Below are 24,578 nucleotides of genomic sequence, written 5' to 3'. Positions count from 1 at the left end.
TCAGCGGGGGAAGACGATGGTCTTGTGCCCGTCGAGCAGGACGCGCTGCTCGGTGTGCCACCGTACGGCCCGGGCCAGGACCTGGCACTCGACGTCGCGGCCGATGGCGGCCAGGTCCTCCGCCGAGTGGGTGTGGTTGACCCGGGCGACCTCCTGCTCGATGATCGGGCCCTCGTCGAGGTCCGCGGTCACATAGTGGGCGGTCGCGCCGATCAGCTTCACCCCGCGCGAGTGTGCCTGGTGGTACGGCTTGGCCCCCTTGAACGACGGCAGGAACGAGTGGTGGATGTTGATCACGTTCCCGGCCAGCTTGACGCACAGGTCCTCGGACAGCACCTGCATGTAGCGCGCGAGCACCACCAGGTCGGCCTGGTAGTGCTCGACCAGGGCGAGGATCTCCGCCTCCTGCCTGGCCTTGGTGTCCGGGGTGACCGGCAGGTGGTGATAGTCGACACCGTACGACTGGGTCAGCGGGCGCAGATCCGGGTGGTTGGAGACCACGCCGACCATCTCGATGTCGAGCAGCCCGGAGCGCGTCCGGTAGAGCAGGTCGTTGAGGCAGTGGCCGAACTTGCTGACCAGCACCAGCACCCGCTGCCTGACCGCGGTGTCCCTCAGCTTGAAGTCCATGCCGAAGTCGGGGGCGAGCGCGGCGAAGGCCTCGCGCAGGGCCGCGTCGGACAGCGAAGAGGAGAACTGCACGCGCATGAAGAACCGCTGGGAGACGGGGTCCCCGAACTGCTGGCTCTCGATGATGTTGCACTCTCGCCCGGCCAGGAGGCCGGAGACGGCGGCCACCACTCCGGGACGGTCCGGACACGACAGCGTCAGGACGAACTGGGCCTCGGAGCTCATGCGCCCTCCCCGTTCGGCCGCTGGTGGCCCGCGCCGGGCCCTGTGACTCGCTCGCTCATGACTTCACTCTCGAAGGGGTCGGATCGTACGGTGCCACAACACCGACCTGGGCAGAGTACAGCGCGTCACCCGCCTCCACCCGCACCGCGGTTGGCGGACGCGCGGTGGTAGCGTCCGGGGTCCATGAGCGACCCTGAGGTGAGCGACCGTCCCGCGGCCCGGGTGGTCTGCGTGGCGGACGATGGACGGGTGCTGCTGCTGCACTGGCGCGACCCGGTCATGGGCAGGACCCTGTGGGAGCCGCCGGGCGGCGGGATCGACCCCGGGGAGACGCCGCTGGAGGCCGCCCGGCGGGAGCTGACCGAGGAGACCGGCCTGCCGGGGTCCGCGGTGCTCGACCGGTGGCTGGCGGTGCCCAGGGAGTTCGACTGGCTCGGCGTCCACTACGTCAAGACCGAGCGGTTCTACCTGGCCAGGTTCGACCACACTCCCGAGGTCGTCCCCGGGGCGTTCACCGTCGAGGAGCGCGAGACCTACCTGGGCCACGGCTGGTTCTCCCTGGAGGAGATGGCCGTCCTCCCCGACGCCCTCGAACCTCCCACCCTGCCGGAGGTCGTGTCCCGGCTGGGGTGATTTCACGGATGGCTCGTCGAAATCCTCACAAGCAAATAATTATCCCGACATTTCGCCAAATATTAATCTAAGCGGCGATAAATCGTGTTATTTATCTGAGGCGGGCGTGGGGGAAATCAAGGGGTCCTTCTCCATGTAGACCACGGTGTGCTCGCCCCGTCCCTCACGACGGATCTCACGCCAGCCATGTTTGCGATAGAGATGGATCGCGGCCGGCTGGTTCAGCGTGGTGTCCCCGCGAAGCCGGGTGTATCCCAGCCCGACCGCGCGGTTCTCCAACTCCGTGACCATCCGGTCGCCGAACCCACGCCGCTGGAACTCGGGGTGGACCCGCAGACGGCACATCTCCGCCGAGGCGTCGTCGACGCGACGGAGCCCGCCCATCGCCATGACCCGCCCGTCGGGGGTCTCCCCGACCAGGAACTCCCCTCCGTCGGCGAGGTAGATCTCCTCGATCCGTGGCAGGTCGTCGTCGTAGTAGACCCCGTCGCCGGGAAAGAGCCCGACCTGGGCGAGGCAGACCTGGTGCAGCGACCGGACGGAGTCGAGGTCGGACCGGCGATAACGCCGGACCTTCACACCTCCCCCTCGACCGGATCGGCCACCGCCGCGGCCCGCAGCATCTCCAGATAGAGCTTCAGTTCGGGGTTGTTGGGATCCTTGACCTCGACGTCCCTGGCGACCTCGTGGGCCCGCTGCATGAGGATGTCGGGCTTGCACCCCTCCCCCAGGCTGGCGAGCGCGGCCTTGGCGATCGTGAGCGCCTCGCCGACATCGCCTTCGAGGAGCTTGCACTTGGCCCGGTCGAACTTGATGAACGTCGGATCGAGCCAGTCGCTCGGGCCGTACTTGGTGAGGGCCTGCTCAAGGATGAGGTCGGCCTCCATGGGCTGGCCCAGCTTGACCAGGGCGTCACCCTGGTGGAAGTAGAGCTGCCGCTCGGTGTATCCGAAGGCCGCGTCCTCCTGCTCGGCCGCCCCCATCTGGGAGAAGGCCGCCCTGGCTCGGGCCAGCGCCCGCTTCGCCTGGTCGACGACGTCCTTCTTGCCGGTGTTCGACATCATCGCCAGCGCGCGGGCCTCGACGACGGGAGCCATGGCCTGGGCCGCGCACGGCGTCTGCCCCGCCAGGTCGCGGCTCTTCCTGGCGAGGTTGAGCGCCTCGCGCGGATCGCCGTAGTAGAGCGGGACCAGAGCCTCCCGCGCGATGACCCAGGCCCGCAGCGCGCGGTCCCCGGTGTCGTCCGCGGCGATCCTGCCCGTCCTGAAGAAGGACCGGGCCATCCTCTGGTCACCGAGATTGATCATGATCATGCCACTGAGACCCGCGAGCTGGGCCGCCATGCGGCACAGCCGTTCCTGCAGATCGACCGGCTGGCGGTGCTCCATGGCCTTGCGCACGGCGCTGAACTCAAGCAGAACGTCGCACAGCAGGCGTAAGGGCGGGGTGTTCATGTACTGGCGGCCGAAGCCGACGGTGGACTCCTCCCACTGGTCGAGCATCGCGGGTGAGACGGTGCCCGAGACCAGGGTCTCGTCCATCCTCCGCCGGATGTTCTCCACCGCTCCGAGCACCTGCCCGTCGAGGCCGACGACGGTGCCACCCGCCAGAATCCTCAAGAGCGTTCTCCGCAACACGTTCTCGTCCTCCTCGCTCCCGTCCGCGGAGGGGCCGTCGCTGATCTGTTGGATCAGCGACTCACGCGGACCAGGGGAAGTGTCGGGTCTTCCATCCTGGAGATCACTCCGGACGGCACCCGGCATCCTGTGGCCGTGGCCACAGATGCAGGGCCCCTCGTAGCCGAGGGAGGGCGGTTCGACCCGGTAGGCGGAACACAGGTAGTGGAGGTATTCGGGCCCGGGACGCTTCAGACCGCTCTCATAGGCGGACAGAAGCGTCTCCCCGATCCCCGGAGCTGCCTTGCCGTCGCGTTCGAACAGTGCCCGTATCTGTTCGATCACGTCGGCGAGAGCGACACCGTGTGCGAGACGATGAGATTTGATGCGAGTGGTCCCGAACTGCGGACCACACTTGTCGTGGATCTCTTCGGCGATCTGAGCGGGATTGCGCCCCGTGGCGAGCCCCCTGGCGCGAATCCGCCGCGCTAACTCCGTCTCCCTGTGCTGCCTGCCGGACATACCGGCCCCTCTCTCGCGGCCAGCTGGGCTGGTTGGCACGCTTGTCCCGACCGGTCCTCTCCCCGATGACCCAGTGTGATTCGGGTATCGCACTGCGCCTAGAGAGAATAATGGACCACCGTTGCCCCATCCGGAACGCGCGAATGAGGCCACCGGCTAAGGATCGTCCTCTGATGGACTGTTTCTTTCAACCTCCTTGGCAGAATGCGCACCCTGATCTTGGTTAACCCGGCATTGACCCATCGGACCCGGTGAGTCATCTTTGGCCAACCAGCGTCGATTCGCGTAACCGAGCAAACACGATTCGATGACGAGTCAGCTGAATCCAAGAGGAGGAACGAGGTGGGGGAAGACGGCTTCGGGCACCTGGAGCGGTTGGTGTCAGAACTTGACGCTCGCGGGTTGCACGCCAGGGTGGTCCGGTCCCAGACGGGCCGCGCCTTCGTCCGCGTGATCAACCCGCACGCGACCAGCCTGGCGGAGAACGTCACCTGCCGCGCGCAGACCGCCCACAGCCACCGCGACTGGTACTACTGGTGGTCCTGGGGGGAGCGGATGCACACGGCCCAGGACCCCGCCGGCGCGGCGACCAAGGTCGCCCGAGTACTCGCCGCGGTGGACGACTGAGCTAGACGGCGAACCGGATGGGATCGCAGCCATCCGGTCGGCCGCACCCGTCGCGGCGCGGCGGAGCCGGTGGGGTACCCGGTGCGGAGCGTCCTCGGACGCTGGGGTCCCCCGCCGGCTCCGAGAACGGAGCCAACCCGTCGTGAGCGCGTCCCCCGGACGCGGAGACCACGACGACAAGCCGCCGTCCGGAGATCCCGGACGGGGATCGGAGGGATCCCTCCTGGAACGGAACGGGACACGCTTCCGGGTGCGTGCCCCGCGCCGGGCCGTTCGTCATCGGATTATCCGGACTGACCTCGCGAGGCCTGGGTCCGGTGCTCCCGTCCTCCCCGGCGTGATGTGACGACGGCCGGTTCGCTCGGCAATATAGGTAGGTCGCGAGACTTTACCCCCCTTTGTCAGTCGAACCGATCCGGGAGGGATCCACTCCGTGTTCCTGCTCGTCCCCACGCCCACCCCCACCGTGACACCATCCCCCACACCATCGGATACGGGGCTGCCCGGTCTCGATGACCTCACGGACATGGGAGCGGCCTTAGTGAACGGTGGATGCGGAAGGGACGGCGGGATAATCTGCGGACTCGTGCAGACCGTCCTGCCTCCGGCGTGGGCCCCCATCGTCGCGAGCGTGCTCGCGACGATGGTCGCCATCGCGTTGATCATCGCCATCGCACTGATCCTGCGCAAGGTGGCGCTTCGCCTGATCACCGGCATCGTGCAGCGGGCCTCCTCGGACAGGCCGACCCTGGCCGGACGGCTGCGGGGCAAGGGCCCCGTCCCCCTCGACGGCCTGGACGCCATCATGGCCGAACGGCGCAGGCAGCGGGCCGAGACCATGGGCTCCGTGCTCAACTCGACCGCCTCGGTCATCATCCTGGGCACCGCGGCCCTGACCATCCTCGAACGGCTCTCCGTCCCCATCGCCCCCGTGCTGACCAGCGTCGGCATCCTGGGCGTCGCGATCGGCTTCGGAGCCCAGGAACTGGTCAAGGACTTCATCGCCGGCATGTTCATGCTCCTTGAGGACCAGTACGGCGTGGGCGACGTGATCGACGCCGGTGCCGCCGCCGGGACCGTCGAGGCCGTCACCCTGCGCATCACCAGGCTGCGTGACGCCGACGGCCGGGTCTGGTACGTCCGCAACGGCACCATCACCCGGGTCGGCAACGAGTCCCAGGGCTGGTCCCGCGCCACGGTCGACGTGCCGGTCGCCTACACCGCCGACATCCCCGTGGTCCGCGACCTGCTCGGGAAGGTGGTCGAGGAGATCTGGGGCGACCCCGACTTCCGCGACTCCGTCATCGTCGAGGAGCCGCAGGTCTGGGGGATCGAGCAGATCTCCGGCACGGCCGTCGTCTTCCGGGTCAACGCCAAGACCATCCCCTCCCGGCAGAGCGAGGTCGCGCGGGAGCTGCGCATCCGCATCAAGTCGGCCCTCGACCAGGCTTCCATCCCCATCGCGAACGTCGCTTAGGCTGTGGACGTGTCCGCCAACCCCGAGGAACCCCAGTCCTTCTACGAAGCCGTCGGTGGCGAGGAGACCTTCCAGCGCCTCGTCCACCGCTTCTACGAGGGTGTCGTCGAAGATCCCCTGCTCTGGCCGCTCTACCCCCAGGAGGACCTGGCCGGGGCCGAGGAGCGGCTGCAGCTCTTCCTGATGCAGTACTGGGGCGGTCCGTCCACCTACAGCCAGCAGCGTGGGCACCCACGCCTGCGCATGCGGCACAACCCGTTCGTCATCCGCTCCGCCGAGCGTGACGCGTGGCTGAAGCACATGCACGACGCGGTCGTCTCCCTGGAACTGCCGGAGGAGCTGGAGAAGCGCCTGTGGGACTACCTCGTCTACGCCGCGCACAGCATGGTCAACGCCCCTGACGCATAAACCCCGCCGGGCAGGGGCAGCCCATGCTCATGGAAATCCCCTGGTGGCGTGATGCCGTCGTCTACGAGATCTACGTTCGCAGCTTCGCCGACGCCTCGGGAGACGGCGTCGGCGACCTGCCCGGCATCAGGAGGCGGCTGCCGTACCTCGCCGATCTTGGTGTTGACGCGATCTGGCTGACCCCCTTCTACCGCTCCCCCATGGCCGACGGTGGTTACGACGTGGCCGACTATCGCGACGTCGATCCACTCTTCGGCACGCTGGCCGACTTCGACGCCCTCGTGGCCGACGCCCACGCGCACGGCCTGCGGCTGATCGTGGACATCGTGCCCAACCACAGCTCCAGCGAGCACCCCTGGTTCAAGGAGGCGCTGCGCGGCGAGGGCCGTGACCGGTACATCTTCCGCGACGGCGGGGACCTGCCGCCCAACAACTGGCAGTCCACCTTCGGCGGCCCCGCCTGGACCAAGGCCCCCGACGGGCAGTGGTACCTCCACCTGTTCGCCCCCGAGCAGCCCGACTTCAACTGGCGCGACCCCCGGGTGCACGCGGAGTTCCTCGACGTGCTGCGATTCTGGCTCGACAGGGGGGTGGACGGGTTCAGGATCGACGTGGCGATGGGCCTGTACAAGGCGGAGGGGCTCCCCGACGCCCCCGCGGCGGACCAGGCGTTCAAGGGCGAGTCGCCCATCTGGGGCAGGCCCGAGGTCCACGACGTCTACCGGCGCTGGCGTGAGGTGCTCGACTCCTACCCCGACGAGCGGATGGCCATCGGCGAGGTGTGGACCGACTCCGCCGAGGACCTCGCCCGCTACATCCGCCCCGACGAGCTGCACCAGAGCTTCAACTTCGCCTGGCTTGAGGCGCCCTGGTCCCCGACCGCCTTCCGCAAGGTCATCGACGACACCCTCGCCGACATGACCGCCCCCACCTGGGTGCTGTCCAACCACGACGTGGTCAGGCACGTCACGAGGTACGGCGAGGGCCTGATCAACTCCACGATGGGGCTGGCCAGGGCACGGGCGGCGCTGCTGGCCATGCTCGCCCTGCCGGGCTCCGCCTACCTCTACCAGGGGGAGGAACTCGGCCTTCCCGAGGTCCAGGACCTGCCCCCTGAGGCCCGTCAGGACCCCATCTTCGCCCGTTCGAACGGGACACTGCCGGGGCGGGACGGCTGCCGGGTGCCCCTCCCCTGGTCAGGACAGGAGCCGCCGTACGGCTTCGCCCCCGAGGGCACCGTGCCCTGGCTGCCCCAGCCGGTCGAGTGGACGGCGCTGAGCGCCGAGCGTCAGGCGGACGATCCGGGATCGACGCTGAGCTTCTACCGGCAGGCCCTGCGTGCCCGCCGTACGCTGCGGGGCACGCTGCCCGACGGCCTCACCTGGCTGGAGAGTGAGGAGGACGCGCTGTTCTTCCGCCGGGGGCCTCTGACGTGTGTCATCAACTGCGGGGTCGACGCGGTGCCGTTGCCGCCGCACGACCACGTCGTGATCGGCAGTGCTCCGGTCGACGGCCACCTGCTGCCCCCGGACACCGCCGCCTGGCTCCACACACCCTGACGGCCTTCCTGACGGCTCTGCGCCCGTCGTACGGCGGGCGCGTCAGCCGGTTGTGTGGAAGCGCTCCAGGTAGTCGAGCTCGTGCTGTTCGAGCCTGCGTGGCCTGGCTTTCTCCACGTCGTAGGCGACGAGCACCGACCTGGCCCGGACGAAGACCGTCTCGTCGTCGAGGATCTCGTAGGCGAGGACGAACTTCACCGGATTGATCTCGGTCACCCACGACTCGACCCTGACCGGATCTGCGCGGAAGGTCAGGGGACGGCGGTAGTCGATCTCGTGTCTGGCGACGACCAGGCCGCTGAAGACCTCTCCTCCCTCACGGTGCAGGTCGAGGTGGAACATCTCCAGCCGCGCGTCCTCAAGGTAGTCGAGGAACCTGACGTTGTTGACGTGTCCCTGGGAGTCGATGTCGGCGAACCTGACCGCTCTGAGGAACACGTGCCTGCGGGAATCGCTCACGGTCTCTGCCAAGCTCTGTTCAAGCACAAGCAAGAAGGTAGCGATCCCCCGGCTTCCGGCGCACGGCGGGGCGCGCCGGAAGCCCGGAAGAGGACATCAGTCCCGGGTGAGCTTGCGGTAGGTGACCCGGTGCGGGCGGGCCGCGTCGATCCCGAGCCGCTCGATCTTGTTCTTCTCGTAGTCGGCGAAGTTGCCCTCGAACCAGAACCAGTTCGAGCCCTCCTCCCACGCGAGGATGTGGGTGGCGATGCGGTCGAGGAACCACCGGTCGTGCGAGGTGATGACCGCGCAGCCGGGGAACTCCAGCAGGGCGTTCTCCAGGCTGGAGAGCGTCTCGGTGTCGAGGTCGTTGGTCGGCTCGTCCAGCAGCAGCACGTTGCCGCCCTGCTTGAGGGTCAGCGCCAGGTTGAGCCGGTTGCGCTCGCCACCGGAGAGCACACCCGCCTTCTTCTGCTGGTCCGGCCCCTTGAACCCGAACGCGGCGATGTAGGCGCGCGAGGGCATCTCGACCTGGCCGACCTTGATGTAGTCGAGCCCGTCGGAGACGACCTCCCAGACGTTCTTGGCCGGGTCGATACCGCCCCGGCTCTGGTCGGCGTAGGAGATCTTGACGGTGTCGCCGACGATGATCTTTCCGGCGTCGGGCGTCTCGCCACCGGTGATCATCCGGAACAGCGTGGTCTTGCCGACACCGTTGGGACCGATGATGCCCACGATGCCGTTACGCGGCAGGTCGAAGGACAGGTTGTCCATGAGCACCCGGTCCTCGAAACCCTTGGTGAGGTTCTCGGCCCGGATGACCGTGGTGCCCAGACGCGGCCCCGGCGGGATCTGGATCTCCTCGAAGTCCAGCTTGCGGTACTTGTCGGCCTCGGCGGCCATCTCCTCGTAGCGCTGCAGACGCGCACGGCTCTTGGTCTGGCGGGCCCTGGCGTTGGAGCGGACCCACTCCAGCTCCTCCTCAAGACGCTTCTTGCGCTTGGCGTCCTTCTGGCCCTCAAGCTTGAGGCGGGCGGCCTTGGCCTCCAGGTAGGTGGAGTAGTTGCCCTCGTAGGGGTGGCAACGGCCCCGGTCGAGCTCAAGGATCCAGTTGGCCACGTTGTCCAGGAAGTAGCGGTCGTGGGTGACGGCCAGCACGGTCCCGGGATACTTCTCCAGGTGCGACTCGAGCCACTGGACACTCTCGGCGTCGAGGTGGTTGGTCGGCTCGTCCAGCAGCAGCAGGTCGGGCTGCTCCAGCAGCAGCTTGCACAGGGCGACCCGGCGTCGCTCACCACCGGAGAGCAGGGTGACGTCGGCGTCGGGCGGCGGGCAGCGCAGGGCGTCCATCGCCTGTTCGAGCTGACTGTCGAGGTCCCACCCGTTGCGGTGGTCCAGGGCGTCCTGGAGCTTGCCCATCTCGTTGAGCAGCTCGTCGCTGTAGTCGGTGGCCATCAGCTCGGCGATCTCGTTGAACCGGTCGAGCATGGCCTTGGTCTCGGCGACGCCTTCCTCGACGTTGCCGAGCACGGTCTTGGTCTCGTTGAGGGGGGGCTCCTGCTGGAGCATGCCGACGGTGAAGCCGGGCATGAGCCGGGCGTCGCCGTTGGACGGCTGCTCCAGGCCTGCCATCATCCTCAGCAGCGTCGACTTCCCGGTGCCGTTCGGCCCGAGGACACCGATCTTCGCGCCCGGCAGGAACGACAGCGTCACGTCGTCGAGGACGACCTTGTCACCATGCGCCTTGCGCACGCGCTGCAGTGTGTAGATGTACTCCGGCATGTCCTCTAGCTTAGAGCCTGACGGACTCAGCTAGGGGCGGCCTCCGGTCCCGGCCGCCTGGCCGGGGGGACGGGCGTCGCGGGCAGGCAGATCCGGTCCCGGCCGAGCTCCTTGGCCCGGTAGAGAGCCAGGTCGGCCGCGGCGAGCAACTCGATCAGGTCGTCGCCGTGCATGCTCATGATCGCGACACCCGCCGAGATGGTGACGGTGACCATGTTCTCGTCCGCGGGCACGGCCATGCGCCCGATGCGGGAGCGCAGCCGTTCGGCGACCCGGCGGGCCTCGGTCACGTCGGCCCTGGGCAGCAGGACGACGAACTCCTCACCCCCGAAGCGCCCGACCACGTCGTAGTCGCGCAGCTGGCTGCGGATGGTCGCCGCGACCCCGATCAGCACCTGGTCGCCGACGAGGTGCCCGTAGGTGTCGTTGACCCGCTTGAAGTGGTCGATGTCGACGATCAGCAGGGCGAGCGTCTCACCGGTACGGCGGGCCCTGACGATCTCGGTGTCGGCCTCCCGCTGCCAGGCGGCGGCGTTGAGCAGGCCGGTCTTGGGGTCGGTGCGGGCCGCGGCCTGGAGCTGGGCGTGCAGCAGGCTGCGCTGGAGCAGCACCACCGGCGGCAGCGCCAGCACCAGCAGGGCGAGGTTCACCCCGCACGCGATGGCGACCAGGACGCCGAGGCAGAGCTCGACCACGTCGAGCGTCAGGCTCTCGCGGTTCCACAGCACCTCCCGCCAGCGGGTGTCGGGGACGGCAGTGTGGGCTGCGATCGCGATCAGCGCGGTGTTCAGGACCGTGAACAGGACCGCGCAGCCGACGGCGACGAGGATCGGCCCGCCCGTCCCCTGGGTGGGGATGTCCAGCTCACCGACCAGGCCGTGGAACAGCACCGAGGCGGCGCCCCCGGCCAGGCTGATGGCGGCCGAACTGAAGACCCGCCGGTAGACGACCGTCTCACGCACCCGCTTCTGCAGCAGCATCTGCAGCGGGATGGGCGCCAGTAGGGCGTAGACGGGTGGCAGCAGCAGGGCCGCGGGAAGCCACCAGGCGGAAAGCAGGTCGCGGGAGACCCCCGCCGGCATGCCGAGCCTGCGGGTCGCCTCGATGCAGACGGCGCCGCAGAACATCAGCGCGACGAAGGTGAGTAGATCGTGCCAGTGGAAGTCAGTCGATGCGGCGAAAAACCCGATTGCCGTGAGATCCAGGACCACGATGCCGCAAAGATAGACAACCAGTGGACGGCGCTGCCCAAGGATGGGCCACCGATCGGCCAGAGTCGTCACGGTGTCGCGTGATTTGACCGAGGTGTGACTGGGAGCCGCCATGTCGTCCCCTTCTCCGACTAACGATGTGTAACACGATAGTTGCGGAGTGTGCGCCGCGCGATGGGAACCGCTACCTTGGCGGAGCGGCTCCACTCATCAGGTGGCTCACCGTTGGGAACCGCGCTCGATCGAAGAACGGTTCATGGAGGAAAGGAGCAGCCCATGCTGCGAGGTGTGACCTGGACGTAGGCCCTGCCCGCTAGATCTCTCACCTCCTGCGGCCGCTTCAGACGGCATCTCGCGACGTTCCACCCCGTCCCGCGAAAACACCGCGCAAGTTCCGTGTTCGACGTGGGAACCCGGGATGTCCCGGTCCCCCAGCCGGTTGGACCCCTCCTTTCGCGGCGCTCCGCTGACCCGAGCACCGCCGACACAGACCGCCAACCGGACGCACCGCCGATCGCACACCGCTGACCGGCGCGCTGCCGATCACACCCCCACCCGACGCGAGCGTCACCCGGCGATGGCGGCCGCCATCCCGTCGGACGGACCGCCTCCGTGGCGCGTGGTCCGTCCGCACGCCCGCGTGCGGTGTGCCCGCAGGTGGTGTGCCGGGGCCGTGACGCTTCGGCGGGCGGTCCGCGGGTGTGGAGGAGATCTGCCGGGCCGGGCCGTACGGCGTGCTGGGCGTCGGTGGGGATCATCTCCATCGGCCGTCCCTGTGCTCCGTCCCCTGGAGGGTCGGCATCCTCTCGCTTCCGGTGAGTGAGGATGCCGACCACACGGCCCTTGTGGCCTTGTGGGCCGTGGAAGGCGTTGAAAGGCACCGGCTGTGCGGATCGTCGTCGCGGGGTTGTCCTTTCCTGCTGTGTCCGGAGGCATGGTGGTCAGGATCGCGGCGATCGGAAGCGCCTTACGCCTGCTGTGAGCTTCTCCACCCTGCCGATCCTCGCCGGACCCACGGGCAGGTCCTAGGCGGCCGGGTGGGCCTGCACGGGCCAGGGGGTCTCGTCCTCGGCCTCGGTCTCGTCCGGCTCTCGTGCCGTGCCCGCCGCCCGGCCGGTGTCGCGGGCTGCCCGCCCGCGTCTCGCGCCACCGGTGCGGCTCGCCGTACCGCCCCCGGAGTCTCTGGAGGCGCCCGGAGCAGCGGAGCCCTCGGAGAGCTCGGGTGTTTCGTCCTCGTCGGCGCCGCCCCGCACCAGGGTCAGAGAGCCGGGGCCCTCCTCGGCGGTGGGGACGGGGGCGGTGCCGCCGCCCATGGCCCAGTCGTGGGTCTCCTTGTCGAGCTCGTATCGCTCCTGCCTGCCCAGCGTCGGGGCGGCCCCACCCCGCTGGGGCTTGCTGAAGCTGCCCAGGCCCCAGCGCAGGTCGTGCCCGAGTGAGCTGGCCTCGACCTCGGGCAGGAAGCGACGCTCGCCCTCATGGGTGAACTCGCGGATCCGCAGGCGCCCCTGGACGACGACCGGCTGACCCGCCCGGATCGACTGGGCGACGTTGTCGGCCAGCCCGCGAAAGCATCGGATGCCGAAATAGGTCGTCTCGCCGTTGCACCACTGCTGGCTGTCCCGGTCGAAGTAGCGGCTCGTCGAGGCGACCCTGAGCGAGGTGACCCGTGAGCCGTCCGGGAAGGTGTGCTGGCGGGGCGGAGCGGCGACGTTACCGGTCAACGTGATGTGGATGTCGTTCATCGTGCCTCCCAAGAGAACGGGCGTGGTGCCCGGCGTGTGAAAGACACAGTGGCGCGTGCGGGGCACGGTCCGACGAACCGAACGGCGTTCTGTGGATAACCCGAGTGGCCCAGGCAGGCTGTGGAAAACCTGCCGGACAGACCAGCGGAAAACGGTTCTCAACCGCTGAGCAACCCGCTCGGGCATCCGTCCAGGCTGAACGACTCACCCGAACACCTCGCCTGGGTAAACCCTCTGGACAAGCCACCCAGCGAGTCGCCCAGACGAACCGCCGGGAAGGCCCCAGCAGCCCGTCCGGACGTGTCGTCTGGACGAGCTCCCGGAAGGGTCAGCCGCGCACGCCTCGGAGGGCGGAGTAGAACTCGTTGTATCTGGCCAGTTCGCGTTCGACCGGTTCGATCACCGTGGTCGAGGCGACCGCCCCCACCCTGCGGCGCATCTCCCGCTCCAGCCTGTCGCGCTCGTTGCCCGCCCCGAGCATGACGAAGTTGCGGCTGGCCACGGCGGTGAGCAGGCCCAGGCCGAGGACGGACAGGACCATCAGCCCCACCCAGGGCAGGGACGCCGTCTCGCCGAAGACCTCAAGGCCGGGCGGAAGCGTGCCCATCTCGAACACGCCGTAGGCCAGGGCCGTACCCAGCCAGGCGATCCCGGCGAGGAAGAGCAGGACCAGAAAGTACTGCCAGACCAGCAGCAACCGCCACCAGGCGGGAACGCGGTCGAGACGGGGCGCGATCTCGGTCAGCTCGCCGGAGAGCAGCTGCGGCAGCTCGGCCGAGTTCGAGCGCGCGGCCTCCCTAATGCCGTTCTGCCAGGCCTCGTGCATCCCCGCGGTCAGCCCGTCGGACAGGGCGCGCACCGCGTTGTCGACCTCGGCGGCCTGCGCGCTGACCGAGCCTCCCTTGACCCCTCTGATCTCGTCCTTGAGGTCACCGAGGCGCAGGCTGTTCAGCGGGTCGGGCCTGAGCTTGGCGGCCCAGCGGGTGTACGGCCAGCCGACCCACTCCACGGAGCGCACGCCGTACACGTTCTCCATCGCCTCGCCGAGGGCGGGCACGCCGACCGCGTCACAGAGGGCGTCGGTGAGGCCGATCCTGCGGGCGTCGTCCACGGTCGAGGCGGGTACGGGGACCCCCTCGTCGGGCATGGCCTTCAGCAGGCGGATCGTGATCCGGTCGAGGTCGGCCTCAAGGCGCTGGACCGCGGCTCTGCGCCTGACCACGGTCTCGGCGAGTACGGCCCTGAGCTCGTCGACTCCCTCCCCCCTGGTCGCGGAGGTGGGGACGATGATGGGAGCCTCGACCCCCTCGCGGCGCAGCAGGTCGTTCAGGTCGGCGACGCACTCGGCCAGCTCCTCCGGAGAGAGCCGGTCGATCTGGTTGAGCACGAAGATCGTCACCGCGTCATGGCCCGCCAGCTCGGTCACGTAGCGCCTGTGGGTCGAGGCGTCGGCGTACTTCTGCGGGTCGAGCACCCAGACGACGAGGTCGGCGATCTGGATCAGCCGGTCGGCCTCGGAGTCGGTGAGCGCGCGGATGGAGTCGTGGTCAGGGAGGTCGAGCAGGATCAGCCCGTGCAGCCCGCTCTCCCCCTTGTCCAGGGCGCTGGCCCTGGCGAAGCGGTGGCGCCACTGGATCTGCAGCCAGTCCAGCAGCGGGCCCGCGCCGTCCAGACCCCAGACGCAGGCGTGGGCGCGCGCCGTGGTCGGGCGGCGGACACCGGTCGGGGAAAGCTCCAGGCCGGAGACGGAGTTGAACAGCGTGGACTTGCCGCTTCCCGTTCCTCCGGCGAGCGCAACCACCGTGTGCTCCGAGGACAGCTTGAGCCTGTCACCGGCGCGCAGGAGCAGCTGTCCCGACTCGGTGAGGAGTTTGGGATCGACCCTGCCCGGCCCCAGCTCCACGATCCGGGACAGCGCGGCGAGCCGGCCGCCGAGCCCCTGACGCGTCTGGGTGGTGCCAACACTCATCGGGCGACCTCAAGGTTGTACGTTGCCTGGTAGAGGCGGGTGGCGATGGACTCGTCGGGAACGCCCGCGCCGTCGAGGGCCTGGAAGTGACGAGAGGTCTCGTCGTCGAACAGGGTGGCGATCCTGGCGCGCAGGTCGCTACGGGCCTTGGCGCCGATGGTCCGCAGCGACTCGGCGCCGAGAAGGGCGTGCACCAGCCGCTGCGGCAGCCCGCCGGTATTCGCGGCGCCCTCCGCCGCGGCTGAGCCGTACCCGAGCAGGCCGATCACGAAGATCACCGCCAGCGACTCGACGTCGAAGGAGACGAGCTTGGCGACCGCCCGCTTGGTCACTCCCTCGGTGCGGATCAGTTCGATGATGTGGTCCTGCCAGCCGCTCACGGCCTTGCCCGCCCTGCGGGAGAAGTCGTCGGAGACGTTGCCCAGGCCTGCGGTCGCGGCCAGAGTCTCCCCCGCGCCGGAACGGCTCAGCCAGCGCGTGACCGTCTCCTCGGCGGCCTGCTGCGCCGCCGAGACGATGACGGACTCGAGACCGGCCCTGAGCGCGGACTTCAGCGCGCTGAGCCGTTCCGGAGCCTGCTGGCTCGCCTTGCCCGCGAACCTGCCGGGCCTGCGCAGGTGCAGGGTCCGCATGAGGTCCCCCGACCCGGCGAAGTCCTGCCAGCGGGCGAGCACCTCACCGCGCAGCAGCGTGCCGTTGCCGGTGGTCTCCTCGATCTCGGCCAGCGCGCCCGCGTAGGCGGCCTCCACGTCGCCGCGCAGCTCGTTCCTGAAGGCGACCTGGGCCTCAAGCTGCCTTGCCAGCGCGGGGATGCGGACGCGGAAGCTGTCGAGGGCCCCCGACAGGGTCGTCCTGATGGCCTGGGCCCTGCGCTGGTCGTCGACGGACAGCTCGGTCAGCCACAGCCGCAGGTCGGTGACCTCGTGGTCGGGCAGCATGCCGTCGGTGACCTTGCTCTCGTCCACGACGAACCGCTCGACGTCGCCGAGGCCGTACTCGGTGAGCATCCTGACGAAGTGCTTGGTGACCACCTCGCGGGACTTGGTCGGCACCCGGGACAGCACGATGGCCAGCCTGGCCCCGCGCTCCTTGGCCAGGCGCAGCAGCCGCCACGCGGGGGCGTCGGCGTAGCGGGCGGCGGTGGTCACGAAGATCCACAGATCGGCCGCGTCGAGCATGCGGTGGGCGATCTCGTGGTGCTCCTCGACGACCGAGTCGATGTCGGGGGTGTCGAGCAGGGCCACGCCGGTGGGGAGGCGCTCGGTGGAGACGAGGACGAGACCGCCCGGTTCCGCCGAGGTGGTGGGGGCGTTGAGCCGCCGCAGGCTGCCGAGCAGGTCGCTTCCCGCGAACCACTCGTGGTCGTCCGGGTGGCAGGCGAGGACGGGGGTGCCGGTGGTCGGGCGCCGCACGCCCGTCGCGCTGACCTTGGCGTTGGCCAGGGTGTTGAGCAGCGTGGACTTGCCTGCCCCTGTCGAGCCCGCGATGACGACGAGCGCCGGGGCGGTGCTCATGTGAACCCTCGGGATCACGTAGTCGTCGAGCTGGGCCAGGATCTCGCTCTGGGCCCGCCTCGCCTCCTCCGCGCCAGGGAGCTCAAGGCCGAAGTGCAGGTCGGTGACGGTGTTGCGCAGGGCGGCGAGGGCGTTGGTCAGGGCCTCGGAGACGGCCTCCGGCAACGGCAGGTCCCGTACCCGGTCGCCCTCCCTGTCCAACTCGTCCGGCTCGTCCGGCTCGTCGTCGCCGGTCTCGTCCTCGGTCTCCTCGGTCTCCTCGATGACGAGGAGCTTCGCGCGCTCGGCGGCGACCAGCGCGGCCGCCTCGTCCTCCTCGCCGGTCTCTCCGGCTTCCGGGGTGCTTTCTTCCTCGGTACGGCTTTCGCCCTCGGCGGCCTCCTGGGCCGTGTCCTCTGAGATGTTTTCGGGAACGTCGTCAGCGGCGGGTTCCGGCTCTTCGGGGGTGTCGTCGGCGACGGGCTGGGGCGCCGGGTCAGCCGGGGCTTCCGCCGGAGGGGCCGTGGCCTCGCTCCGGGTTCGGGCGACGACCTCGTTCACCGTCGAGATGGCGGCCTCCGCGGCACGCCGGAAGGCCTCGAAGGCGTCGTCGACCGGCATCGTCGCGCCGCCCTGGGAAGCACCCCCCGAAGAAGCGCCGCCCTGGGGAACGCCGCCTTGGGCGGCAGCGCCCGGGGAAGAGCTCTGGAAAACGCCGCCCGGAGAAGAGTTCTGAGGAGTCTGGGGAGTTTCCTTCGAGGAAGGCCCGCTCTGGGAAAGCTGGGAAGCGCCGCTCTGAGGAGCCCGGGGAGTCACCTTCGGGGAAGGTCCGCCCTGGGAGTTGTCGGCGGGCCGCGCCGTACCCTGACCTGGAGCGTCCTTCTGGGGTTCCCGCGCGGGCGTGGGTGTGCCTCTCCTGGCCTGGAAGTTGCCTCGGTTACGGCCTCCCGAGCGGAAGATCGACCCCTTCCCGCCGTCCGTCCCTGAAGGAGCGGGGACTTCCGGCGCCGGGTCCGGGGGCCTGACGGGAGCAGGCTTCTTCTTCGCCGTGGTGCCCCTGGCGGGAACGTCCTGGGCGGGGTCCTTGGACCCCTGGGCCGCCTCGACCACCTTGTTCACCGACGAGATGGCGGCCTGCGCCGTACGACGGAAGTCCTCGAAGGCGTCGTCCGCGGGCGGGGGCCCGTCGGACCGGATGGCGGGGAACGTCACCGTCCGCTCGCCGGGGGACTCTTCCTCCCCGGGGAGCCCGTCGGAAGGAGCCTCGGCGGCGCCGCGGTCCCGCTCACCCGGAGGCGTGGGCCTGTTGGCAGCCGACTTCACGGTATCCGCTCCGCTCGAACCATCTCGACCTCCTGGCCGACCTTCACGACATCGCCGACGATCACGATCGCAGGTGGCCGGATCCCAGCGTCGGTCACGCGCTCGGCCACCGTGGCCAGAGTTGCCTGAACGGCTCGCTGGGTGGGAAGAGTACCGTCCTGTACCACCATTACGGGAGTTTCCGGCGAACGTCCTTCTTGCACGAGTGTTTCGGCGATCGCCCCGATGCGTTCGACCGCCATCATGAGTATCAGGGTCCCTGAGGATCTCGCCAGATTCGGCCAGTCCACGGTCGAGCGGGCGTCGCCCGGCGGGACGTGTACGGAGATCACGTGGAACTCCTGGCTGACGCCGCGGTGGGTCACCGGCACGTTGGCCGCTGCGGGGACGGCGACCGGGCTGGTGATGCCGGGGACGACGATGACGGGGATGCCGGCGCGGGCGCAGGCGAGCATCTCCTCACCGCCCCGGCCGAAGACGAACGGGTCGCCTCCCTTGAGCCTGACCACGAACTTGCCCTGCCTGGCGTGCTCGACCAGCAGCTCGTTGATCTTCTCCTGGGCCAGGAAGCGGCCGTAGGGGATCTTGGCGGCGTCGATCAGCTCGACGTCCGGGGACAGCTCGTCGAGCAGGGCCTGGGGCGCGAGCCTGTCGGCGACGACCACGTCCGCCTGGGCGAGCAGTTGCCGTCCACGGACCGTGATCAGACCGGGGTCCCCGGGACCGCCGCCGACCAGCGCGACCCCGACCGGCTTTGTCCGGTTGCGCCGGGCGTCGACCGTGCCGTCGCGAAGCGCCTCGACGACGGCGTCCCTGATGCCCGCCGCCCTGCGGGGGTCTCCCCCCGCGGTGATCGCCACGTTGATCTCGCCGACCCGCCCGCTCGCCGGGGTCCAGGCGGCCGAGGCGTCCTTGTCGTCGGCGCGGACGCACCAGACACGCTTGGCCTCGGCCTCCGCGGCGATCGCGGTGTTGACCGCGCGGTCGTCGGTGCAGGCCTGGACGAGCCAGGCCCCGTCCACGTCGCCCACCTGGTACGGCCTGGCCTCCCAGGTCACCCGGCCTGAGGCGATGAGGTCGTCGAGAGCGTGCGTGACGCTCGTCGAGACGATGGTGACCCGGGCACCTGCTTCGAGCAGCGCCGGGACACGTCGCTGGGCGACTCGTCCCCCGCCGACGACGAGCACCCGCCGCCCGGAAAGGTGAAGACCGAGCAGGTAGGGCGACATGGTGACAAATCTCCCGTTCGCAATGAATTGGGCAGGCAGTGTTAGGAGGTAAACCTACCGGTTAATGCCTCGTTGTTCGCTGCTCCCCGGGTAACGTTCGGCGCTCTCCAGGTAACAGAACATCCGGTCCGTCCCAGGGCTCCCGAACGCCCCACGGTCAGGCTTCCTTCTCGGTGACCCCGGCGGAGTCGAAGGTCGCCACCTCGTGCATCACCCTGACGGCCGCGCAGACCAGCGGGTGGGCCAGCAGTCCCCCGGTCCCCTCACCGAGCCTGAGCTCCAGCTCGACCAGGGGACGCAGGCCGAGGTGGGCGAGCGCCACGGCGTGGCCCGGCTCGGCGGAGCGGTGACCGGCCACGCAATGATCAACCACATCCGGGGCGAGCCCGGCGGCGGCCAGCGCGGCCGACCCGGCGATCACACCGTCGAGGATGACCGGCACCCGCAGGGACGCCCCGCCGAGAACGAACCCCGCGATGGCGGCGTGTTCGAAGCCGCCGACCGCGGCCAGCGTCTCCAGCGCCGAGAGCGCCGAGGCGCCCGGACCGTCCAGGCCGTTCACCCGCAGGGCCCGCCGTACGACCTCGATCTTGCGGGCCAGCGTCTCGTCGTCGACGCCGGTGCCCCTGCCGGTCACCTCCGCCGGGTCCTGGCCGGTGAAGGCGCAGATCAGGGCGGCTGACGCGGTCGTGTTGGCGATGCCCATGTCCCCGGTGACCAGGCAGCGGGCCCCCTGGGCGACGAGGTCGCGGGCCACCGCGATGCCGGTCTCCAGCACCGCGACCGCCTGCTCCGCGGTCATCGCCGGGCCGAGGGTCATGTCCGCGGTGCCGTGGGCGACCTTGCCGACCATCAGCCCGGGGGCGGGGACGAGGTCGGCGGCGATCCCGACGTCCACGACCGTCACCGAGGCGCCGACCTGGGCCGCGAAGGCGTTGGCCACGGCGCCTCCGGCGAGGAAGTTGCCGACCATCTGGACGGTGACCTCCTGCGGCCAAGGGCTCACGCCCTGGGCGTGGACGCCGTGGTCTGCCGCGAAGATCGCCAGGGCCGCGGGGGCGGGCATCGGGGGCGGGTTCACGGCCGCGGCGCCCGCGAGCCGTACGGCCACCTCCTCAAGCGCGCCCAGCGCGCCCCTGGGCTTGGTCAGCCTGTCGTGGTGCGCCCTCGCCTCCGCGAGGGCGCCGGGGTCCGCGGGCCGGATCGCGGCCAGGGTCTGCTCAAGGATGGTCATGTCCCCCAGTGTCCCGCCAGGAGTCAAGAGGCCGCAGCCCGGGGGAAGGCGGTCACCAGGTGATGCCGCTGAGCGCCTCCTCGTAGCGCTCGACGACCACGTCGGCCAGGCCCTCGCAGTCGCCGATGACGTCGGCGCAGCGGACGTCCAGGTCGGGATGGCCCGCGGCGTAGGCCATGGCCTGGGCCCAGATGCGGTCCAGGACGCCCCCGGCGAACAGCAGGTAGGGCACGACGATCACCCTGCGGGCGCCGAGACGGCGGCATCGCTCGATGCCACCGGGCACGCCGGGCGGGGTGAGGGAGGTGAAGGCCGTCTCCACGGTCATGTACTCGTGGGCGTGGGTCTCCCAGAAGAGGCGGGAGACGCGGTGCACGTCCGCGTTCGACGCGGGGCTGGTCGAGCCGTCACCGACCAGGACGACGGCGGTCTCGCCGATCTCGATGCGCTCCGGCTCGTCGTCGAGCGGACCGGCCGCGGCGGGGACGAGCCGGAGGCTGGCGACCTCGGCGGCGGCGTCCGCGAGGCGCTCGGCGAGCAGCGCGAGGATGCGCGGGTCAGAGCCGAGGGGGCGTCCGTAGTCGCAGGTGAGCGTGGGGTGGCGCTCCTGCTCCCTGGTCATCGCCGCGAGGGTGTCGGCGTCGGCGCGCAGGTCGCCGGTGAGGCTCAGCGGCAGCGCGACCATCCTGTGGTGCCCGCGGGCGACCAGCGAGGCGACCGAGTCACGCAGGCGCGGCCTGGCCCTGGCGATGTATCCGCCGGAGACCTCGGCGGCGCCGCGGTCAAGCCTGCAGCGGAGACGGTGGACGAATCTGCCGAACTCGACGGACTCGTTGTCCTCGTACGAGCCCTGCCCGATGAGCAGCAGCGGCGGCTTCATAGAAACAGGACTCCAATGACCTTGACCTGGGAATACGCAGCAGCGACTGGCGAGGATATCCGAAAACGACTCGACATGAACAGGTAACGAAACCATAAAACGCATCGGATATGACCCCATCCTTCTCATCTCCACCGAGCGGTCTCCCCCGTCTCGCCCGAAGCGGTCCCCGGCCGCTGGGAGAGCGTCCCCCGCTCAGGAAAGGTCATTCCTGAGCAGGCCGAACACCACGACGTCGCGGGGGCCGTCCGGCGTCATCGCGGCGGCGCGGAGCACGCCCTCCCTGACGAATCCGGCCTTCCGCGCGACCCGCAGGGAGGCGTGGTTGTCCGCGTTGGCGCGCAGCTCGATCCGGCGCAGGGAGGTGTTCTCGAACGTCCAGCGGACCAGGCCCAGTACGGCCTCGGGGGCGTAGCCGCGTCCCCGGTGCAGGGGGTGCACGCCGTACCCGATCTCGGTCGTGCCTGTCTCCCAGCGGGTCCCGAACAGGCTGACGGCCCCCACGACGAGCCCGTCGGCCTCCATCGCCAGGTGGGCGCCCTGGCCGGAGCGGCGCAGCTCGTGCGCGCCCCTGGTCAGCCACGCGGCCACGCCGGAGGGACGGTCGGGCGCGCCCGGCGGCAGGAAGGGGGCGCGCGTCTCGACCACGACGCGGATCCTGCGCGCGTCCGAGGGGTCGAAGGGACGCAGCAGGAGCCGGCGCGTCGTGACGGACATACCAGCGGCGAAGGCGGTCAATCACCCTCCAGGCAGGCGACACTCAGCGGACGACCACCACCTCCAGGGTGCGCGGGCCGTGCACGCCCTCGACGCGGTTCAGCTCGATGTCGCTGGTCGCGGAGGGTCCGCTGATCCAGGTCAGCGGGCGGGAGGGGTCGAGTACAGCCACGCCCTGCGGCACCCCGGCGACGATCTGCCCGGCCCGCACCACGCACAGGTGGTAGTCGGGCAGCAGGGTCAGCGCCCTCCTGCCCTGGCCGGGCCCGGCGTCCAGCACGATCGTCCCGGTCTCGGCGATCGCGACGGCGCAGCCGGTGACCACGCCTCCCACGGCGTCCAGCTCCGCGTCCGACAGCGGCGGGTCGTCGGCGACGGCCCCCTCCGGCACCCACTCCACGGGCAGGCCGCCGGGGACGAGCGGCCTCGTCAGGCCCTGGGCGGCAAGCGCGGCGGCGATCGTCGCGGCCACCTCGTCCTCGCCGGTCACGTGCACGACGGCCCGGTAGTCGGCGACCCGCTCCGCGAACAGCTCGATCAGCTCCGCCCGGTCGAGCGGCCCCGCGGAGGTCCGGTAGTCGCGGACGATCTCGTTGGGGGGCGCGGAGGTGACGGCCGCGCGGATCCTGGCCAGGATCAGCTCCCTGTCGCTCACCGGGTGCCTCCGTCCGTGCGCGTCCACCAGTCACGGAAGGACTCGGCGGGGATCTCCGGCAGGTCGCGGGTCTCGGTCCACGCCGAAAGCGGGCCCGGCCCCGGCGCGCGCCGGGGGACGAAGCGGCGCAGCCGCCCCGCCAGGCGTTCGGCGCGCGCCAGCCGTTCAGGACGGTCGAAGACCCAGCCCGCCGCGCGCATGCCGAGGCGCTCGGCGCGCGGGTGCGGGGCCCTGCCGCGCAGGTGGACCAGGACCTCGGGGATGTCGATGGCGACCGGGCAGACGTCGTAGCAGGCGCCGCAGAGCGTCGAGGCGTAGGGCAGGGAGGCGTCCAGGGGTGAGGACATGCCCCGTAGCTGCGGGGTGAGGATCGCCCCGATGGGCCCCGGATAGACGGAGCCGTAGGCGTGCCCTCCCGCGCGCTCGTAGACCGGGCAGACGTTCAGACAGGCCGAGCAGCGGATGCAGCGCAGCGCCTGTCTGCCCACCTCGTCGGCCAGGACCCGGGTGCGGCCGTTGTCGAGCAGGACCAGGTGGAACTCCTGGCCCTCGGTGGCGCCCGTCCAGGTGGAGGTGTAGGGGTTCATCCGCTCACCGGTCGAGCTCCTGGGCAGCAGTTGGAGGAAGACCTCCAGGTCACGCCAGGTCGGCAGCAGCTTCTCGATGCCGACCACGCTGATCAGCGTCTTCGGCAGGGTCAGGCACATCCGGCCGTTGCCCTCGGATTCGAGCACGACGAGCGTCCCGGTCTCGGCGATCATGAAGTTGGCGCCCGAGATCGCGACCTTCGTGGACAGGAAGCGCTCGCGCAGGTGGCGGCGGGCGGCCTCGGCCAGGGCGCGGGGGTCGTCGGTCAGTTCCTCGGGGGCCGGGCGCCCCCAGTCGGCCATCTTCTCCAGGAAGATCTCGCGGATCTCGGCGCGGCTGCGGTGGATCGCGGGGACCAGGATGTGCGAGGGCCAGTCGTCGCCGAGCTGCACGATCAGTTCGGCCAGGTCGGTCTCGTAGGCGGTGATCCCGGCCTCGGCGAGGGCCTCGTTGAGGCCGATCTCCTGGGTGGCCATGGACTTGACCTTCACCACGTCGCTCTCCCCGGTCTCCCTGACCAGGCCGGTGACGATCCGGTTCGCCTCCCGCGCGTCCGCCGCCCAGTGGACGTGGCCGCCCGCGGCGGTGACGGCCTCCTCCATCTGGAGGAGGTAGCGCTCAAGGTTGCGCAGCGTGTGGTCCTTGATCTGCTTGCCCGCCTCCCTGAGCCGCGCCCAGTCGGGCAGCTCGGCCACGACAGAGGCCCGCTTCTCGCGGATCGTGTGCGTGGCCTTGCGCAGGTTGAACCTGAGCTGTGAGTCCCGTACGGCTGCCGCCGCGTTCGCCGGGAAGGCGGGCATTCCGAGGAAGGTCACCGGACGGCCTCCGTGGAGGCCAGGATCTCGGCCAGGTGCATGGTCCTGACGCCGGTGCGCTGGCGGCCCAGGGCGCCGCCGATGTGCATGAGGCAGGAGTTGTCCGCGGCGCAGAGCACCTCGGCGCCGGTGGCGGTGACGTTGCGCGCCTTGTCGGCGCACATGGCGGCGGAGACGGCGGGGTTCTTCACCGCGAAGGTGCCGCCGAAGCCGCAGCACTCGTCGGCCGCGGGCAGCGGGACCAGGTCAAGTCCCCTGACCTGTTCGAGCAGCCGTACCGGACGGTCGCCGAGCCGCAGGCCCCGCAGGGAGTGACAGGTCGGGTGGTAGGTCACCCGGTGCGGGAAGTAGGCGCCGACGTCGGTCACCCCGAGGACGTCCACCAGGAACTCCGACAGCTCGTGGACCCTCGGCACCGTCTCGGCGACCCGTTCCGCGAAGGCCGTGGACGCTGTGGACGCCGTGGACGCCGGGACTCTGGCCAGCCGTACGTACTGCTCACGGATCATCGCCGCGCACGACCCCGAGGGCACGACGACCGCGTCGCAGTCGGCGAAGACGTCGGTGAAGTGCCGGGCCAGCCGTCCTCCCTCCTCGGGGTAGCCGGTGTTGAGGTGCATCTGGCCGCAGCAGGTCTGCGCCGTGGGGAAGGTGACGTCGCAGCCGAGGCGGCGCAGTAACGTCACCGTCGCCCGGCCGGTGCCGGGGAACAACGCGTCGTTCACGCAGGTGACGAAGAGGGCGACGCGCACGGCGCGCTCCTTCCACTGGAAGAGACGATCATCGACATGATGCCCGTTCGCCC

Annotated in this window: 21 protein-coding genes; 5 read left to right on the top strand and 16 right to left on the bottom strand. The window is 70.1% G+C overall.

Annotation, left to right across the window (positions count from 1 at the left end):
• Positions 1 to 855 (bottom strand): formyltetrahydrofolate deformylase, encoded by an 855-nt coding sequence (gene purU / locus FHS44_RS36240; protein WP_184723972.1) that lies wholly within the window; start codon positions 853 to 855, stop codon positions 1 to 3.
• A gap of 183 nt (positions 856 to 1,038) precedes the next feature.
• On the opposite strand from purU, the gene FHS44_RS36235 reads away from it, so the two are divergent.
• The gene (locus FHS44_RS36235; RefSeq protein ID WP_184723968.1) at positions 1,039 to 1,488 is read left to right on the top strand and encodes an NUDIX hydrolase; all 450 of its coding nucleotides are present in this window, start codon (positions 1,039 to 1,041) and stop codon (positions 1,486 to 1,488) included.
• 87 nt (positions 1,489 to 1,575) lie between these two features.
• Here FHS44_RS36235 and FHS44_RS36230 read toward each other — a convergent pair whose 3' ends face one another.
• The gene (locus tag FHS44_RS36230) at positions 1,576 to 2,067 is read right to left on the bottom strand and encodes a GNAT family N-acetyltransferase (protein WP_184723965.1); all 492 of its coding nucleotides are present in this window, start codon (positions 2,065 to 2,067) and stop codon (positions 1,576 to 1,578) included.
• Complete coding sequence (locus FHS44_RS36225) at positions 2,064 to 3,626, bottom strand: NsdA family TPR-like regulatory protein (RefSeq protein ID WP_184723962.1); 1,563 nt, start codon at positions 3,624 to 3,626, stop codon at positions 2,064 to 2,066. The genes FHS44_RS36230 and FHS44_RS36225 overlap by 4 nt, the downstream gene beginning before the upstream one ends.
• Before the next feature lie 378 nt (positions 3,627 to 4,004).
• On the opposite strand from FHS44_RS36225, the gene FHS44_RS36220 reads away from it, so the two are divergent.
• From FHS44_RS36220 to FHS44_RS36205, 4 genes are all read left to right on the top strand, one after another.
• Positions 4,005 to 4,253: a hypothetical protein gene (locus tag FHS44_RS36220; RefSeq protein ID WP_312863957.1), complete on the top strand. Its 249-nt coding sequence runs from the start codon at positions 4,005 to 4,007 to the stop codon at positions 4,251 to 4,253.
• A 586-nt stretch (positions 4,254 to 4,839) separates the two neighbouring features.
• Positions 4,840 to 5,730 carry a mechanosensitive ion channel family protein gene (locus FHS44_RS36215; RefSeq protein ID WP_312863956.1) on the top strand — a complete coding sequence of 297 codons (891 nt, stop codon included), beginning with the start codon at positions 4,840 to 4,842 and terminating at the stop codon, positions 5,728 to 5,730.
• Between the two features lie 9 nt (positions 5,731 to 5,739).
• Complete coding sequence (locus FHS44_RS36210) at positions 5,740 to 6,138, top strand: globin (RefSeq protein WP_184723953.1); 399 nt, start codon at positions 5,740 to 5,742, stop codon at positions 6,136 to 6,138.
• A gap of 23 nt (positions 6,139 to 6,161) precedes the next feature.
• A complete protein-coding gene (locus FHS44_RS36205) occupies positions 6,162 to 7,697 on the top strand; it encodes a glycoside hydrolase family 13 protein (protein WP_221461704.1) in 1,536 nt (511 codons plus the stop codon).
• 42 nt (positions 7,698 to 7,739) lie between these two features.
• Here the strand turns inward: FHS44_RS36205 and FHS44_RS36200 are convergent, their stop codons facing one another.
• The 13 genes from FHS44_RS36200 to FHS44_RS36140 form a co-directional block, all read right to left on the bottom strand.
• Positions 7,740 to 8,156 carry an acyl-CoA thioesterase gene (locus FHS44_RS36200; protein WP_184723950.1) on the bottom strand — a complete coding sequence of 139 codons (417 nt, stop codon included), beginning with the start codon at positions 8,154 to 8,156 and terminating at the stop codon, positions 7,740 to 7,742.
• Positions 8,157 to 8,252: 96 nt separating this feature from the next.
• On the bottom strand, positions 8,253 to 9,917 hold the full coding sequence (gene ettA, locus FHS44_RS36195) for an energy-dependent translational throttle protein EttA (RefSeq protein WP_184723947.1): 1,665 nt from the start codon (positions 9,915 to 9,917) through the stop codon (positions 8,253 to 8,255).
• 26 nt (positions 9,918 to 9,943) lie between these two features.
• Positions 9,944 to 11,242 carry a GGDEF domain-containing protein gene (locus FHS44_RS36190; protein ID WP_184723944.1) on the bottom strand — a complete coding sequence of 433 codons (1,299 nt, stop codon included), beginning with the start codon at positions 11,240 to 11,242 and terminating at the stop codon, positions 9,944 to 9,946.
• A gap of 911 nt (positions 11,243 to 12,153) precedes the next feature.
• The gene (locus tag FHS44_RS36185; RefSeq protein WP_184723941.1) at positions 12,154 to 12,870 is read right to left on the bottom strand and encodes a single-stranded DNA-binding protein; all 717 of its coding nucleotides are present in this window, start codon (positions 12,868 to 12,870) and stop codon (positions 12,154 to 12,156) included.
• 328 nt (positions 12,871 to 13,198) lie between these two features.
• Positions 13,199 to 14,839, bottom strand: coding sequence for a YfjP family GTPase (locus tag FHS44_RS36180; protein ID WP_184723939.1), 1,641 nt, complete (start codon positions 14,837 to 14,839; stop codon positions 13,199 to 13,201).
• Positions 14,836 to 17,655, bottom strand: coding sequence for a GTPase (locus FHS44_RS42575; protein ID WP_312863955.1), 2,820 nt, complete (start codon positions 17,653 to 17,655; stop codon positions 14,836 to 14,838). The genes FHS44_RS36180 and FHS44_RS42575 overlap by 4 nt, the downstream gene beginning before the upstream one ends.
• Positions 17,652 to 18,884, bottom strand: coding sequence for a uroporphyrinogen-III C-methyltransferase (gene cobA / locus FHS44_RS36170; protein ID WP_184723936.1), 1,233 nt, complete (start codon positions 18,882 to 18,884; stop codon positions 17,652 to 17,654). The genes FHS44_RS42575 and cobA overlap by 4 nt, the downstream gene beginning before the upstream one ends.
• Positions 18,885 to 19,041: 157 nt before the next feature.
• Complete coding sequence (cobT, locus tag FHS44_RS36165; protein ID WP_184723933.1) at positions 19,042 to 20,118, bottom strand: nicotinate-nucleotide--dimethylbenzimidazole phosphoribosyltransferase; 1,077 nt, start codon at positions 20,116 to 20,118, stop codon at positions 19,042 to 19,044.
• Positions 20,119 to 20,170: 52 nt separating this feature from the next.
• Entirely contained in the window at positions 20,171 to 20,998 is an 828-nt protein-coding gene (locus FHS44_RS36160) for a sirohydrochlorin chelatase (RefSeq protein WP_184723930.1), read from the bottom strand.
• A 195-nt stretch (positions 20,999 to 21,193) separates the two neighbouring features.
• Positions 21,194 to 21,715 (bottom strand): GNAT family N-acetyltransferase, encoded by a 522-nt coding sequence (locus tag FHS44_RS36155; RefSeq protein WP_184723927.1) that lies wholly within the window; start codon positions 21,713 to 21,715, stop codon positions 21,194 to 21,196.
• 43 nt (positions 21,716 to 21,758) lie between these two features.
• Entirely contained in the window at positions 21,759 to 22,370 is a 612-nt protein-coding gene (locus FHS44_RS36150) for a LutC/YkgG family protein (RefSeq protein WP_184723925.1), read from the bottom strand.
• Positions 22,367 to 23,758 carry a lactate utilization protein B gene (locus FHS44_RS36145; RefSeq protein ID WP_184724137.1) on the bottom strand — a complete coding sequence of 464 codons (1,392 nt, stop codon included), beginning with the start codon at positions 23,756 to 23,758 and terminating at the stop codon, positions 22,367 to 22,369. The genes FHS44_RS36150 and FHS44_RS36145 overlap by 4 nt, the downstream gene beginning before the upstream one ends.
• An 11-nt stretch (positions 23,759 to 23,769) precedes the next feature.
• Positions 23,770 to 24,525 (bottom strand): (Fe-S)-binding protein, encoded by a 756-nt coding sequence (locus FHS44_RS36140; RefSeq protein ID WP_184723922.1) that lies wholly within the window; start codon positions 24,523 to 24,525, stop codon positions 23,770 to 23,772.
• Positions 24,526 to 24,578: the final 53 nt, after the last annotated feature.

This window comes from Streptosporangium saharense, assembly GCF_014203715.1.
GTDB classification, from domain to species: Bacteria; Actinomycetota; Actinomycetes; order Streptosporangiales; family Streptosporangiaceae; genus Streptosporangium; species Streptosporangium saharense.
The sequence above is the reverse complement of the archived record's forward strand: the minus strand, read 5'-3'. Positions and strand labels throughout refer to the sequence as shown.

Bases quoted from the DNA above. Each gene is read 5' to 3' on its own strand.
- FHS44_RS36205 (WP_221461704.1), top strand. From the start codon at position 6,162: ATGCTCATGGAAATCCCCTGGTGGCGTGATGCCGTCGTCTACGAGATC.
- cobA (WP_184723936.1), bottom strand. From the start codon at position 18,884: ATGTCGCCCTACCTGCTCGGTCTTCACCTTTCCGGGCGGCGGGTGCTC.
- FHS44_RS36145 (WP_184724137.1), bottom strand. From the start codon at position 23,758: ATGCCCGCCTTCCCGGCGAACGCGGCGGCAGCCGTACGGGACTCACAG.
- ettA (WP_184723947.1), bottom strand. From the start codon at position 9,917: ATGCCGGAGTACATCTACACACTGCAGCGCGTGCGCAAGGCGCATGGT.
- cobT (WP_184723933.1), bottom strand. From the start codon at position 20,118: ATGACCATCCTTGAGCAGACCCTGGCCGCGATCCGGCCCGCGGACCCC.
- FHS44_RS36225 (WP_184723962.1), bottom strand. From the start codon at position 3,626: ATGTCCGGCAGGCAGCACAGGGAGACGGAGTTAGCGCGGCGGATTCGC.
- FHS44_RS36180 (WP_184723939.1), bottom strand. From the start codon at position 14,839: ATGAGTGTTGGCACCACCCAGACGCGTCAGGGGCTCGGCGGCCGGCTC.
- purU (WP_184723972.1), bottom strand. From the start codon at position 855: ATGAGCTCCGAGGCCCAGTTCGTCCTGACGCTGTCGTGTCCGGACCGT.
- FHS44_RS36155 (WP_184723927.1), bottom strand. From the start codon at position 21,715: ATGTCCGTCACGACGCGCCGGCTCCTGCTGCGTCCCTTCGACCCCTCG.
- FHS44_RS36235 (WP_184723968.1), top strand. From the start codon at position 1,039: ATGAGCGACCCTGAGGTGAGCGACCGTCCCGCGGCCCGGGTGGTCTGC.
- FHS44_RS36190 (WP_184723944.1), bottom strand. From the start codon at position 11,242: ATGGCGGCTCCCAGTCACACCTCGGTCAAATCACGCGACACCGTGACG.
- FHS44_RS36185 (WP_184723941.1), bottom strand. From the start codon at position 12,870: ATGAACGACATCCACATCACGTTGACCGGTAACGTCGCCGCTCCGCCC.
- FHS44_RS36160 (WP_184723930.1), bottom strand. From the start codon at position 20,998: ATGAAGCCGCCGCTGCTGCTCATCGGGCAGGGCTCGTACGAGGACAAC.